13 protein-coding genes and 1 pseudogene are annotated in these 13,801 nt (G+C 70.3%); 12 read left to right on the forward strand and 2 right to left on the reverse strand.

Going from position 1 to position 13,801, the window contains the following annotated elements; all coding sequences use genetic code 11:
- The first annotated feature begins 46 nt into the window (after positions 1-46).
- The 11 genes from ABZS71_RS17895 to dapD all read left to right on the forward strand — a co-directional run bounded on the left by ABZS71_RS17895 (position 47) and on the right by dapD (position 9,221).
- A complete protein-coding gene (locus ABZS71_RS17895; RefSeq protein WP_356211114.1) occupies positions 47-850 on the forward strand; it encodes a helix-turn-helix domain-containing protein in 804 nt (267 codons plus the stop codon).
- Positions 847-2,268, forward strand: a complete 1,422-nt coding sequence (sufB, locus tag ABZS71_RS17900; protein WP_355847204.1) for a Fe-S cluster assembly protein SufB — start codon at positions 847-849, stop codon at positions 2,266-2,268. The genes ABZS71_RS17895 and sufB overlap by 4 nt, the downstream gene beginning before the upstream one ends.
- A gap of 89 nt (positions 2,269-2,357) precedes the next feature.
- On the forward strand, positions 2,358-3,527 hold the full coding sequence (gene sufD / locus ABZS71_RS17905) for a Fe-S cluster assembly protein SufD (protein ID WP_355847207.1): 1,170 nt from the start codon (positions 2,358-2,360) through the stop codon (positions 3,525-3,527).
- Positions 3,524-3,844 carry a bifunctional 3-phenylpropionate/cinnamic acid dioxygenase ferredoxin subunit gene (locus ABZS71_RS17910; protein ID WP_356211117.1) on the forward strand — a complete coding sequence of 107 codons (321 nt, stop codon included), beginning with the start codon at positions 3,524-3,526 and terminating at the stop codon, positions 3,842-3,844. Before sufD ends, ABZS71_RS17910 begins: the two co-directional genes overlap by 4 nt.
- Positions 3,845-3,851: 7 nt before the next feature.
- Positions 3,852-4,619: a Fe-S cluster assembly ATPase SufC gene (gene sufC, locus ABZS71_RS17915; RefSeq protein WP_356211120.1), complete on the forward strand. Its 768-nt coding sequence runs from the start codon at positions 3,852-3,854 to the stop codon at positions 4,617-4,619.
- Positions 4,620-4,664: 45 nt separating this feature from the next.
- The gene (locus ABZS71_RS17920) at positions 4,665-5,921 is read left to right on the forward strand and encodes a cysteine desulfurase (RefSeq protein ID WP_355847216.1); all 1,257 of its coding nucleotides are present in this window, start codon (positions 4,665-4,667) and stop codon (positions 5,919-5,921) included.
- Positions 5,922-5,930: 9 nt separating this feature from the next.
- Positions 5,931-6,395, forward strand: a complete 465-nt coding sequence (gene sufU, locus ABZS71_RS17925; RefSeq protein WP_355847219.1) for a Fe-S cluster assembly sulfur transfer protein SufU — start codon at positions 5,931-5,933, stop codon at positions 6,393-6,395.
- Complete coding sequence (locus ABZS71_RS17930) at positions 6,392-6,730, forward strand: metal-sulfur cluster assembly factor (RefSeq protein ID WP_356211123.1); 339 nt, start codon at positions 6,392-6,394, stop codon at positions 6,728-6,730. The genes sufU and ABZS71_RS17930 overlap by 4 nt, the downstream gene beginning before the upstream one ends.
- Positions 6,731-6,847: 117 nt before the next feature.
- Complete coding sequence (locus ABZS71_RS17935; protein ID WP_355847225.1) at positions 6,848-7,168, forward strand: multidrug efflux SMR transporter; 321 nt, start codon at positions 6,848-6,850, stop codon at positions 7,166-7,168.
- Positions 7,168-7,707 (forward strand): TetR family transcriptional regulator, encoded by a 540-nt coding sequence (locus ABZS71_RS17940; RefSeq protein WP_355847228.1) that lies wholly within the window; start codon positions 7,168-7,170, stop codon positions 7,705-7,707. Before ABZS71_RS17935 ends, ABZS71_RS17940 begins: the two co-directional genes overlap by 1 nt.
- 515 nt (positions 7,708-8,222) lie before the next feature.
- Positions 8,223-9,221, forward strand: a complete 999-nt coding sequence (gene dapD / locus ABZS71_RS17945) for a 2,3,4,5-tetrahydropyridine-2,6-dicarboxylate N-succinyltransferase (protein ID WP_356211127.1) — start codon at positions 8,223-8,225, stop codon at positions 9,219-9,221.
- Positions 9,222-9,299: 78 nt separating this feature from the next.
- Here dapD and ABZS71_RS17950 read toward each other — a convergent pair.
- Both ABZS71_RS17950 and ABZS71_RS17955 read right to left on the reverse strand, forming a co-directional pair.
- A pseudogene (locus ABZS71_RS17950) lies at positions 9,300-9,413 on the reverse strand (4-hydroxy-tetrahydrodipicolinate synthase); the annotation flags it as partial.
- A 653-nt stretch (positions 9,414-10,066) separates the two neighbouring features.
- The gene (locus ABZS71_RS17955) at positions 10,067-11,896 is read right to left on the reverse strand and encodes an endonuclease/exonuclease/phosphatase family protein (protein WP_356211130.1); all 1,830 of its coding nucleotides are present in this window, start codon (positions 11,894-11,896) and stop codon (positions 10,067-10,069) included.
- Positions 11,897-12,262: 366 nt separating this feature from the next.
- Here ABZS71_RS17955 and ABZS71_RS17960 point away from each other — a divergent pair, with 366 nt between their 5' ends.
- Positions 12,263-13,780 carry a hypothetical protein gene (locus ABZS71_RS17960; protein WP_356211133.1) on the forward strand — a complete coding sequence of 506 codons (1,518 nt, stop codon included), beginning with the start codon at positions 12,263-12,265 and terminating at the stop codon, positions 13,778-13,780.
- The last annotated feature ends 21 nt before the right edge of the window (positions 13,781-13,801 follow it).

Raw genomic sequence — 13,801 nt, forward strand, 5'->3', positions numbered from 1 at the left:
ATGTACTCGGTTGTCGTTTGCCGGGGAATTACGCAACAATGGCGTTGTGAAATATGCGAGCGAGGCTCCGAGGGGACGCGCGGCCGAGACGGCCGCGCGGTCTGCCACGCCCACGCCCGCGCCCGAGGAGCAGCACGGCACCCGTAACCGGGTGGCGCGTTCCATCCTCGACCATGGCCCGTCCACCGCCGCCGAGCTGGCGCAGCGGCTGGAGCTGACCCAGGCGGCCGTGCGCCGCCACCTCGACACCCTCGTCGCCGACGGCGTCGTCGAGCCCCGCGAGAAGAGGGTGTACGGGGCGCGGGGGCGCGGCCGCCCGGCCAAGGTCTTCGCGGTCACCGACTGCGGTCGTGACGCCTTCGACCAGGCCTACGACAAGCTGGCCGTCGACGCCCTGCGCTGGATCGAGCAGAGCGCCGGAGGCGGCGAAGCGGGCCGGGCCGCGGTCGCGGCGTTCGCGCGCGCCAGGCTCGCCGCCCAGGCGGAGGGGTACCGCGGCGCCGTGGAGGCCGCCGCCCCCGGTGGCCGTACGGCGGCCCTCGCCGGCGCACTCTCCGCGGACGGGTACGCTGCTACGGCGCGCAGCGCGCCGGTCGGCGAACAGCTCTGCCAGCACCACTGCCCGGTCGCCCACGCAGCCGAGCGATATCCGCAGCTGTGTGAGGCGGAGACCGAGGTCTTCTCCCAGCTGCTCGGGACTCATGTGCAGCGTCTGGCCACCATCGCCCATGGCGACGGAGTGTGCACGACGTTCATTCCGAAGACCGGCACCCCGGTTGAGAAGACCGACCCCAGCACCATCAAGCCCACCACAGCATCTGCCACCACGGCCGGGAGGAACCCCGAATGACTCTCCCCACGGAGACCGCTCACCCCGAGCTCGAGGGCCTGGGCACCTACGAGTACGGCTGGGCCGACTCCGACCTGGCCGGAGCCTCGGCCAAGCGCGGCCTCTCCGAGGACGTCGTCCGCGACATCTCGGCGAAGAAGTCCGAGCCGGAGTGGATGCTGAAGCTCCGGCTGAAGGGCCTGAAGCTCTTCGGCAAGAAGCCCATGCCCACCTGGGGCTCGGACCTGTCCGGCATCGACTTCGACAACATCAAGTACTTCGTCCGCTCCACGGAGCAGCAGGCCGCCTCCTGGGATGAGCTGCCCGAGGACATCAAGAACACGTACGACAAGCTGGGCATCCCCGAGGCCGAGAAGCAGCGCCTCGTCGCGGGTGTCGCGGCCCAGTACGAGTCCGAGGTCGTCTACCACCAGATCCGTGAGGACCTGGAGGAGCAGGGCGTCATCTTCCAGGACACCGACACCGCGCTCAAGGAGCACCCGGAGCTCTTCCAGGAGTACTTCGGCACCGTGATCCCGGCGGGCGACAACAAGTTCGCCTCGCTGAACACGGCGGTGTGGTCCGGCGGCTCGTTCATCTACGTGCCGAAGGGCGTGCACGTGGAGATCCCGCTGCAGGCCTACTTCCGGATCAACACCGAGAACATGGGCCAGTTCGAGCGGACGCTGATCATCGTCGACGAGGACGCGTACGTCCACTACGTCGAGGGCTGCACCGCGCCGATCTACAAGTCGGACTCGCTGCACTCCGCGGTCGTCGAGATCATCGTCAAGAAGGGCGCCCGCTGCCGCTACACGACCATTCAGAACTGGTCGAACAACGTCTACAACCTCGTCACCAAGCGCGCCGTGGCGTACGAGGGGGCGACCATGGAGTGGGTCGACGGCAACATCGGCTCCAAGGTGACCATGAAGTACCCCGCCGTCTACCTGATGGGCGAGCACGCCAAGGGCGAGACCCTGTCGATCGCCTTCGCGGGTGAGGGCCAGCACCAGGACGCCGGCGCCAAGATGGTGCACATGGCGCCCAACACCTCCTCGAACATCGTCTCCAAGTCGGTGGCGCGCGGCGGTGGCCGCACCTCCTACCGCGGTCTGATCGAGATCGGCGAGGGCGCCGAGGGCTCCAAGTCCAATGTGCTCTGTGACGCCCTGCTGGTCGACACCATCTCGCGCTCGGACACCTACCCGTATGTGGATGTCCGCGAGGACGATGTGTCCATGGGCCACGAGGCGACCGTCTCGAAGGTCAGCGACGACCAGCTCTTCTACCTCAGGAGCCGCGGTCTGTCCGAGGACGAGGCCATGGCGATGATCGTGCGCGGCTTCGTGGAGCCGATCGCGCGCGAGCTGCCCATGGAGTACGCGCTGGAGCTCAACCGGCTGATCGAGCTGCAGATGGAGGGCGCGGTCGGCTGACGCCACCGCCCTCCCCGCCGGGGGCACCGTCCCCGGCGGGACACCCGTTCAGGCCCCATCAGGCAGAGAAAGCGAGCAGTACGACAGCCATGGCTGAAACCATTCCGGCCGGATCCACCACGGACGGCGTCATCCAGGTGGGCCAGCCCACCGATGCGCGGGTGAGCGCCCCCGCGTCATACGACGTGGCCGACTTCCCGGTGCCCCATGGCCGCGAGGAGGACTGGCGGTTCACCCCACTGGAGCGGCTGCGCGGTCTCCACGACGGCACCGCGGAGGCCACCGGCGGGCTGCGGGTCGAGGTGACCGCCCCCGAGGGCGTCACCGTCGAGACCGTGGACCGCACCGACGCGCGTCTGGGCAAGGCCGGTAAGCCGGTGGACCGGGTCGCGGCCCAGGCATACAGCTCCTTCGAGAAGGCGTCGGTCGTCTCCGTGCCCAAGGAGATGGTGCTGACCGAGCCGGTGCGGATCTCCGTGCACGGCGAGGGCGGCACCGCCTACGGCCACCAGGTCGTGGAGGTCGGTGCCTTCGCCGAGGCGGTCGTGGTCATCGACCACACCGGTGACGCGACGCTCGCCGCCAACATCGAGTACCTGATCGGCGACGGCGCCAAGCTCACCGTGGTCTCCGTCCAGGACTGGGACGACACCGCCGTTCACGCCGGCCAGCACACCGCGCTGGTCGGCCGGGACGCCACCTTCAAGTCCGTGGTCGTCACCTTCGGCGGCGATCTGGTGCGGCTCAGCCCGCGCGTCGTCTACGGCGCCCCGGGCGGTGAGGCGGAGCTCTACGGCCTGTACTTCACCGACAACGGCCAGCACCAGGAGCACCGGCTCTTCATCGACCACGACACCCCGCACTGCCGCAGCAATGTGGCCTACAAGGGCGCGCTGCAGGGCAAGGACGCCCACGCGGTCTGGATCGGCGATGTGCTGATCCGCGCCGCCGCCGAGGGCACCGACACCTACGAGCTCAACCGCAACCTGGTCCTCACCGACGGCGCCCGCGTCGACTCGGTGCCGAACCTGGAGATCGAGACCGGCGAGATCGTCGGCGCCGGTCACGCGAGCGCGACCGGCCGCTTCGAGGACGAGCAGCTGTTCTATCTGATGGCCCGCGGCATCCCGGCCGACGAGGCCCGCCGTCTGGTCGTCCGCGGCTTCTTCGCCGAGCTCGTCCAGCAGATCGGGCTCCCCGAGCTGGAGGAGCGTCTGATCGCCAAGATCGAGGCGGAGCTGGAGGCATCCGTAGGATGACGACCTTCGTACGCGCCTGCTCGCTGGACGAGCTCGAGGACGGCACCCCCAAGCGGGTCGAGCTCGAGGGCGTGCCCATCGCGCTGGTGCGCACCGAGGGCGAGGTGTTCGCCGTCAACGACATCTGCTCGCATGCGAATGTCTCGCTGTCCGAGGGCGAGGTGGAGGACTGCCAGATCGAGTGCTGGCTGCACGGCTCCAGCTTCGACCTGCGCACCGGCAAGCCGTCCGGCCTTCCCGCGACGCGGCCGATCGCCGTATACCCCGTAAAGATCGAAGGGGACGACGTGCTCGTCTCCGTCACCCAGGAGTCCTGAGGCACCCATGGCAACGCTTGAGATTCACGACCTGCACGTCTCCGTCGAGGCCGAGGGCGGCCCCCGCGAGATTCTGCGCGGCGTCGACCTGACCGTTAAGCAGGGCGAGACGCACGCCATCATGGGCCCCAACGGCTCCGGCAAGTCCACCCTGGCCTACTCGCTCGCCGGCCACCCGAAGTACACGATCACCGGCGGCACCGTCACCCTCGACGGTGAGAACGTGCTGGAGATGTCCGTCGACGAGCGCGCCCGCGCCGGTGTCTTCCTCGCCATGCAGTACCCGGTCGAGGTCCCCGGCGTCTCCGTCTCCAACTTCCTGCGCACCTCCGCGACCGCCATCCGTGGCGAGGCCCCGAAGCTGCGCACCTGGGTGAAGGAGGTCAAGGAGGCCATGGAGCGCCTTCACATCGACCCGTCCTTCGCCGAGCGGAATGTCAACGAGGGCTTCTCCGGCGGTGAGAAGAAGCGCCACGAGATCCTTCAGCTGGAGCTGCTGAAGCCGGCCATCGCGATCCTCGACGAGACCGACTCCGGTCTGGACGTCGACGCGCTGCGCGTGGTCTCCGAGGGCGTCAACCGGGTCCGGGAGTCCGGCCAGGTCGGCACCCTGCTGATCACGCACTACACCCGCATCCTGCGCTACATCAAGCCCGATTACGTCCACGTCTTCGCGGCGGGCCGGATCGCCGAGTCCGGCGGTGCGGAGCTCGCCGACAAGCTGGAGGAAGAGGGCTACGAGCAGTATGTGAAGGGCGGCGCGACGAGTGAGTGATCACATCGGCCGCTCAGGCGGCGTAACGAACGGAGGCACAGGGACATGACACAGCTGCCGGGCCTCCTCGACACCGAGGCGATCCGTAAGGACTTCCCGATTCTGGACCGCGTCGTCCACGACGGGAAGAAGCTCGTCTACCTGGACAACGCGGCGACATCCCAGAAGCCGCGCCAGGTGCTGGACGCGCTGAACACGTACTACGAGCGCTACAACGCCAATGTGCACCGTGGCGTCCATGTGCTCGCCGAGGAGGCCACGGCGCTGTACGAGGGCGCCCGCGACAAGGTCGCCGCCTTCATCAACGCTCCCAGCCGCGACGAGGTGATCTTCACCAAGAACGCGTCGGAGTCGCTGAACCTCGTCGCCAACATGCTCGGCTGGGCCGATGAGCCCTACCGGGTGGACCGCGACACCGAGATCGTCATCACCGAGATGGAGCACCACTCCAACATCGTTCCGTGGCAGCTGCTCGCGCAGCGCACCGGCGCGAAGCTGAAGTGGTTCGGCCTCACCGAGGACGGCCGTCTCGACCTGTCCGAGATAGAGCAGGTCATCACCGAGAAGACCAAGGTCGTCTCGTTCGTCCTGGTCTCCAACATCCTGGGCACGGTCAACCCGGTCGAGGCGATCGTCCGCCGTGCGCAGGACGTCGGCGCCCTCGTCGTCATCGACGCCTCCCAGGCCGCCCCGCATATGGAGCTGGACGTCCAGGCGCTCCAGGCCGACTTCGTGGCCTTCACCGGCCACAAGATGTGCGGCCCGACCGGCATCGGTGTGCTGTGGGGCCGCCAGGAGCTGCTGGAGGACCTGCCTCCGTTCCTCGGCGGCGGCGAGATGATCGAGACCGTCTCGATGCACTCCTCGACGTACGCCCCGGCGCCGCACAAGTTCGAGGCGGGTACGCCCCCGATCGCCCAGGCCGTCGGCCTCGGCGCGGCCGTGGACTACCTCACCTCGATCGGCATGGACAACATCAGCCGCCATGAGCACGCCCTGACCCACTACGCGGTCGGCAGGCTTCTGGAGGTCCCCGGTCTGCGCATCATCGGCCCCACCACGGCCGAGGAGCGCGGCGCCACGATCTCCTTCACGCTCGGCGACATCCACCCCCACGATGTGGGCCAGGTCCTCGACGAGCAGGCCATCGCGGTCCGGGTCGGCCACCACTGCGCCCGCCCCGTCTGCCTGCGCTATGGAATTCCTGCGACCACGCGAGCGTCGTTCTATCTGTACTCCACTCCGGCCGAGGTCGACGCCTTGGTGGAGGGCCTGGAGCACGTACGGAACTTCTTCGGGTAGGGGCTGCGCGTGAAGCTGGATTCGATGTACCAGGACGTCATCCTGGACCACTACAAACACCCCCATGGCCGGGGACTGCGGGACGGCGACGCCGAGGTACACCATGTCAATCCGACATGCGGTGACGAGATCACGCTCCGTGTGCGGCTTGACGGCGAGACGATCGAGGACGTGAGCTACGAGGGCCAGGGCTGTTCGATCAGCCAGGCCAGCGCGTCCGTGCTCAACGAATTGCTGGTGGGCAAGGAGCTGAGCGACGCTCGCAGGATCCAGGCGGCGTTTCTGGAACTGATGCAGTCCAAGGGCCAGGCCGAGCCGGACGACGCGATGGAGGAGGTGCTGGAGGACGCGATCGCGTTCGCCGGCGTCTCCAAGTACCCGGCCCGGGTGAAATGTGCCCTGCTGAGCTGGATGGCGTGGAAGGACGCGACGGCTCAGGCACTGGGCGAGACCGCCGGAGGGAAGACCGCATGACCGACAACGTCGAAACGACCACCAAGCCTGCCAGCGAGGAAGAGGTCCGCGAGGCCCTGTACGACGTCGTCGACCCCGAGCTGGGCATCGACGTCGTCAACCTCGGTCTGATCTACGGCATCCACATCGACGACGCCAACATCGCCACCATCGACATGACGCTCACCTCGGCGGCCTGTCCGCTGACCGACGTCATCGAGGACCAGGCGAAGTCCGCGACCGACGGCATCGTCAACGAGCTCCGGATCAACTGGGTCTGGATGCCGCCGTGGGGCCCGGACAAGATCACCGACGAGGGCCGCGAGCAGCTCCGCGCGCTCGGCTTCAACGTCTGAGACGTCCGCCTTCTCCAGGCCAAGAGCGGCCCCCGCGCACCCGCGGGGGCCGCTTCGCGTATCCGGCCGGGATATTGATGTGTACAGCCGTACGCATCGTTGCGTACGATCGTACGCATGGGATATGTGATGCTCTCCGGGGCGATCCTGGCCGAGATCCTCGCGACCACCTCGATGAAGTACAGCGACGGCTTCAGCAAGCCCTGGCCCTCGGTCGGGACGACGGTGGGGTATGTCATTGCCTTCGCGCTGCTCGCGCAGACGCTCAAGACGGTGTCGGTGGGCACCGCGTACGCCATATGGGCCGGGGCCGGGACCGCTGTCATCGCCGCGATCGGCATGGTCTTTCTCGGGGAGGCGGTGACCGCCGCGAAGGTGATCGGGGTGCTGCTGGTGATCGCCGGTGTGATCGTGCTGAATCTCGGCGGGGCGCACTGATGGGGCGGCGCTACGATCCCGGGCGGCGGCAGCGGATCATCGACGCGGCGATCGCGGTGGTGGGGGAGCGGGGGATCGGGGGGTTGAGCCATCGGGCCGTGGCGGCCGAGGCGGATGTGCCGCTGGGGTCGACGACGTATCACTTCGCGACGTTGGACGATCTGCTGGTCGCCGCGCTCCGGCAGGTCAGCGCCGAGTGGCTGGCCGATATGGAGCGCTGGGAGCGCGACGCCGACCCCGGGGTGCCGCTCGCGGATGAGCTGGCGCGGCTGATGGAAGAGTTGCTGGCCGGGGACCGGACCCGGCTGGAGCTGGAGTCCGAGCTGTATCTCGCGGCACTGCGCCGGGAGGCGGCGCGGCCCATCGCCGCCGCGTATCTCGACGAGATGGCCGCGCTGTTGGCCCGGCGCACCGGGGATCTCGGCGTCGCGCGGGCGTTGGGGGCGTTGTTCGACGGGCTGCTGCTGCAGATCCTGCTGACCGGGCGGCCGTTCGAACGGGAGGAGGCGCGGGCCGCGTTCGCGAGGGTGACGGGCTGAGGGGCTGACGGGCTGACGGGCTGACGGGGCTGACAGGGCTGACGGGGCATCGTGAACCCGTTCGCCGCGTCCGGGGAACAGGGGATGACACACCGATCCCGTCCTGGGTCGAGCGGGCCGACAGACGGGTCGCGGCCGAGGCCACCCGTCGGCCGCTGGCCGAGACGCTGCGGCAGGTGGCCGACACGGTGGAGAAGATGCCGGACCCGCGGCCCCACGACGGGCAGTGGACATACGCGGTTTTCGGAGCCAGATGCCTACGACCCGCAGAGCTTCGCGTACGTCGGGAACCGGCAAATCGCGGTCCGCGACCGGGACGGCGGCAACGGCGGCCCCGAGGACAAGTGGACGGCCGGTGACGTGGTCATCTCCAGCACCATCAGGCAACAGGCCCTGGTCGACGGCGACGGCCGGCGCCCCTGAGCCCCCGGGCCGCACGGGAACCGGGGGCGGGCCGTGTCTGTTCGATGAGACCGGTTCGCCTCCCGGGCCCGCCTCCGGTTAGCGTTCTGACCATGACCGATGCAGCAGCCACCACTCGCACCACCGCCACCGGCGCCGTCGCCGCCGGTCTCGCCACGCTCACCGAGGACGGCACCGTTCTCGACACCTGGTTCCCGGCCCCCGAGCTGACCGATGAGCCCGGTCCGGCCGGGACCGAGCGGCTCGACGCCGAGCGCACCGCGCGACTGCTGGGCGACGCCGCCCCCAAGGCTCTCGGCCCGGACCCGCGCCGTGGGGTCGAGGTCGTGGCCGTCCGCACGGTCATCGGCTCGCTCGACGACAAGCCCCTGGACGCGCATGACGTGTACCTCCGGCTGCACCTGCTCAGCCACCGGCTGGTCAAGCCGCACGGCCTGAGCCTGGACGGCCAGTTCGGCCTGCTCGCCAACGTCGCCTGGACCTCGCTCGGCCCCGTCGCCGCCGACCAGGTGGAGCGGGCCCGGCTGGCCGCCCGCGCCGAGGGGCTCCAGCTGTCGGTGACCAGTGTCGACAAGTTCCCGCGGATGACCGACTACGTGGTCCCGGCCGGGGTCCGCATCGGTGACGCCGACCGCGTACGGCTCGGCGCGCATCTCGCCGCCGGCACCACCGTGATGCACGAGGGCTTCGTCAACTTCAACTCCGGAACGCTCGGCACCTCCATGGTCGAGGGCCGGATCAGCGCCGGCGTCGTGGTCGGTGACGGCTCCGACATCGGCGGCGGCGCGTCGATCATGGGCACCCTGTCCGGCGGGGGCAAGCAGACCGTCACGATCGGCGAGCGCTGCCTGCTGGGCGCCGAGGCGGGCATCGGCATCTCGCTCGGCGACGACTGCATCGTGGAGGCGGGCCTGTACGTGACCGCGGGCACCCGGGTCACGCTGCCCGACGGCAAGATCATCAAGGCGCTGGACGTGTCCGGCGCCAACAACCTCCTCTTCCGCCGCAACTCCATCACCGGCACGGTCGAGGCCCTGCCGCGCACCGGCTCGTGGGGCGGGCTCAACGCGGCGCTGCACAGCAACGACTGATCGCTTCAGATCACCGGCGGCCGGCCGGCCGGCCGCCGCCCGCTTCCAGGCGTCGACCAGGCCGGCCGCCACGCCCGCGTCCGCCGCGAGCAGCGGCGGACGGACCGGCCCCGCGGGCAGCCCGAGCGCGTCCAGCAGCGCCTTGGCGGTGACCGTGCCGGGCAGGTCCGACATCATCGCGTCGGTCAGCGGGGTCCGGCGGGAGGTGTACGTGATCGACGAGGTGGGTGGCGAGCAGCTGGGCGCCGTCGCTACGGGGTTTGGGCGCGGACGAAGACACGGGCTCCCGCTTCCCCGAACCGCTCGGCATCGCTGCTGCCGCCGTCCGGGCCGGCGTAGACGGTGTACACCTGCCGGCGTACACCTGCTGGCGTACGCCGCCGTCGCGATCGGTGAAGGCGATGTCCGCGCGGGCCGGGACCGTGGCCCCCAGCCCGTCGGCGACGTCCCGGCGAATGGGGGCGTCGGTCCGTCCCGGGCCGGTGATCCGGTAGGTGCGGCAGAAGTCCTTGGGGTTGCTGTCCTGTCCGCCGAGGAGCCGGTAGCGCAGATACGCGGTGTGCTCGGTGGAGCGGCCCGCGTCCGGGATGTAGTAGCGGCCGGCCTGGGGGTTCTGGCCGGGGGAGAGGTGGGCGCGCTGTTCGGCGCGGTCGAGTGCCTAGGGTCGGGCGTCGCTGTCCTGCGAGCCGAGGATCAGGGCCAGAAAGCCCATGACCAGGGCGAGCGCCCCGCCGAGGGTCGCCAACGTGATCATCCACCGTCGTCCGCTCGCAGACATGTGTTCCCCGCTGGTGTTCGCGCTCCGGAGCCCGGACGGGTGCCGGCCGGGCTCCGGGCCACCTTAATCAGGGGCGCACCCGCACCACCTGCGGGTCGTGGTCGCTGGACTGGTCGGAGAACTCGGCGTTGATGTGGACGATGTCGTAGTCGGGGCGGCGCAGGGCGCGGCTGGTGAGGATGTGGTCCAGCACCTGCGAGTTGCCGCTGTAGACATAGCCGTAGCGCTCAGCGCGCGGCACCCCGGTGACCAGGTCGGTCAGCACCCCGCCCTGGGTGAGGTCGGCCAGCGCGGGCGAGAACTGGTAGTCGTTGAGGTCGCCCGCGACGACGACCGCGGCCTTCGGGTCGGTGGCCAGCAGCTGCTTGACGAAGGTGTTGACCGCCGTGGCCTGGCCGGTGCGCTGGGTCTCCGAGGAGCGGGCGGGGGGCTGGAAGCGGCTGTCCAGGCCCTGGTCGCCGCCCTTGGAGTTGAAGTGGTTGGCGACCAGGAAGACCGGGCGGCCGCGGAAGGAGAACTGCCCGACGAGCGGCTTGCGGCTGTCCTTCCAGACGCCGTTCGCCGGGTCGATACGGCCCGGGGAGGCCGACAGGGTGGCCGTCCCGCCCTTCGCCACGACCTTCACCGGCGTGGTGGAGTCGCCGCCCGGGATGTCGGTGAAGGAGACCCGCTCGGGGTTGTAGAGGAAGGCGACCCGGATGTTGCCGCCCGGCTGTCCGCCGTCCTGGTCGTCCACCGGGTCGATCTGGCGCCACTCGTACGAGGGACCTCCGGCCGCCGCGATGGCGTCGGTGAGCTTCCTGAGCGTGGCGCCGGCGCTCACGACCGCGTCATTGGTCGCGCCGTTGTCGTCCTGGACCTCCTCCACCGCGACGATGTCGGGCGAGGCGAGGTTGTCGACCAGAGCCGAGGCGAGCCGGTCGAACTTCGACTGCGCGGTCTTGGGGGAGAGGTTCTCCACGTTGTAGGTGGCGAGGGAGAGTTCGTCGGACTTCTGCGCGCGCGTCCGCTCCCGCTCCAGGCCGTGGTCGGCGAGGTCGCCGAGCGCGGTGGCCGCGATCGTGTAGCCGCCGAAGTTGTCGTAGTCCAGCGGGCCCGCGGTGGTGCCGGTCAGCTCGTCGCCCACGTCCGCGACGGGGAACGGGTGCTGGGCGTACGGGAGGAGGGAGACGACCTTCACCCGGCCGGCGTTCGGATCGCGGTACGCGTCGTAGAGGGCACCGCCGCGCGCGGTGCGCTTGTGGTGGGGCTCGGCGGTGACCCACAGCTCCTTGTAGGTGTTGGTCGCGCCGACCACGGGCGCGTCCGCGACCGAGACCCGCATGCCCTCCAGGGACTCGTAGCGGTCCAGCGCGTACGAGCGGAGCCGCAGCGTCAGCCCCTCGATGGAGCCGCCCTCGGCGTCCGGCGCGTACCGGTTGGGGACGGCCTGGGGGTTCAGCTTGAAGGCGGCGGGCAGCGCGTCGCCGGAGGACTGGACCGTCCAGGTCGCCTTGGAGATCTCGGTCAGCGACTGCAGACCGGCGTCGGCGCCGCCCGGGTAGTACTCGGACACCGTCCCGGAGACCAGCACCGTGTCTCCCACGGTGAGGGAGGGCGTGGTGGAACCGGTGAAGACGAAGACCGCCTCGCTGGTGGCCGGGTCACGGTCGGGCTTGGCGTCCTGGATCCAGAAGCCGCGCGACGAGCCGAAGGCGCGTATCGCCGTGACCGTGCCGGGGACGTCGGTCACCTGCTTTCCGGCCAGCGGGGATATTCGGGTGCTGCCCTGGATGTCGTGGATACGGGTCTCGGCGGCGGCAGCCGAGGACGACGGCGCGACGAGCAGCCCGGCCGCGAGGGCGGAGGCGGCGACGGCGGTGACGGCGACGGGTCCGCGCAGGGCGCGAGGGGACATGGTGGTGGCCTCCGGAAAGGAGTGAACAGAGGGAAAGTGGGCCTCTACGCGCGTCAATGTCTTGCCTTGCCACGGCAGTTGTCAAGGGCGGAACGATGTACGGCACCGGTCGGACGCATGAACCGGGAACTTCTGAACGACCCGGCGCCCCGGGCCGACCTGGCGGTCCATGGCAGAATTCACCAGTTGGCGTCCCGCGGGGCCACATCGGGACGAAAGTGCCGCTGTCTTCCGTCTACGCTGGGGGGCGTCTTACGGAGCAGACCCCGCGAGCCCGGCATGGTCCGCGAGACGCGCCCCAGGGCCGGGCCCTGCGTACCCACCCGTGCCCGTGATAACCGCACCCTCGAGGAGATGACTCCGCCCATGCCCGAAGACCGCCCCACCATGCCGCCCGTGCGGCTGCGCACCGACGCGGAACTCGCGCGGGACGCGCTCGCCGCGCCGCTCCTCGCCCGTGCGGTGCGGCTCGCCCGCTGGGTCGAGCCGGGGAAGCCGGTGGGGTCGGGCGGGGTGCTGCCGGCGGATGAGCTGCGGGCGGCGGTCGAGCTGCTGGGGCTCACGGCGGACGAGGACGGGCCCGAGTACACGGCACAGGCGTGGCAGCTGGCCGTCGATACCGGGCTGGTCGAGATCCAGGAGTTCGACGCGCCCGGGGCGTCCACCGAGGGCGAGGGCGAGGACGAGGGCGAGGACGAGAACGAGAACGAGCCGTCCGCCGTCGCGGTCAGCGGAGAGGAGCTCGCTCTGATCACCCGGGGCAGCCCCCAGGACGTCCTGGACATCTGGCTCGACGGATTCGAGACGGTGCTGGCCGACGCCGCCGCCCCCGACCTCGGCGACATCGTGGACCAGATCAGCGAGGGCGGTGAGCTCGACCTCGACGCGATCGACTGGAACCCGGAGGAGGAGGCCGAGTTCCTCGATGGGGTGCTCGGCAATCTGTATCTGCTGACCGCCCTGGACGAGGAGGCGGCCGTCGGCTCCGTGCCGCTGCCCGCGCTCGTCGCCTCCATGATCGTCCCGGATGACATGGAGGAGCCCACCGACGACATCCTCGAAGAGGTCTCCGAGGCGATGGTGCGGCTGGACGACCAGTTCCGGCTGCTCGCGCCGACCGGTCTCATCGACTACCAGCCGGTGGACGAGGCGCTCATCGAGGAGGTCGACGGCGAGGGCCGGATCCACGACCCCGACGCCGCGCAGACCGCCGACGACGAGGAGGACGTCTCCCGCTACGGCATGGTCCGGCTCACCCCGCTCGGCGTCTACGCCGTACGGTCCCGAATGGTCGAGGCGGGCATCGCCGCCCCGGTCGTCGGCGATCTGGCCGACCAGGGCGCCGACGTCCTGCTCGGCGCCCTGCCCGGCCACCCCGAGCCCGCCGCGCACGCCGAGGCCGAACAGTGGCTCGCGCGCCGTACGTCCGAGGACGCCGCCCGCGAGCTGCTGGCCGCCGCGCGCGGCGACGACGAGGACGCGCCGCTGCGCCGCCTCACCTGTCAGCAGACGCTCTCGCTGGTCGGCGGGGCGGCCGAGCCCGCGCTGCGCGAGGTGCTGGACGACCGGCACCTGGGCGGGCTCGCCCGGGTCTGGCTGGCAGAGCACGGCGCGGCGGGCGTTCCGGAGCCGTCGGAGGAGATGGTCTTCTGGCTGACCGTGGACACCCTCGCGGCGCAGCTCGCCACCGAGGGCGACTCCGAGGAGCTGCGGGATCTGGTGCGGGGCCTGGTCGACCAGACCGGGAGCTTCTTCGACTCGGCCTGGCGGGTGGACCACCCGGCGACCGCGGAGGTCCTGGAGGCGATGGGCCGGCTGCACCCGGACAAGAAGGCGGCCAAGGAGGCCCGCAAGGCGGCCTTCAAGGCACGCTCACGGGCCTGACGCCGTAGCCGCTTGACGCCG

Source organism: Streptomyces sp. NPDC005393 (assembly GCF_040606675.1).
GTDB lineage: Bacteria > Actinomycetota > Actinomycetes > Streptomycetales > Streptomycetaceae > Streptomyces.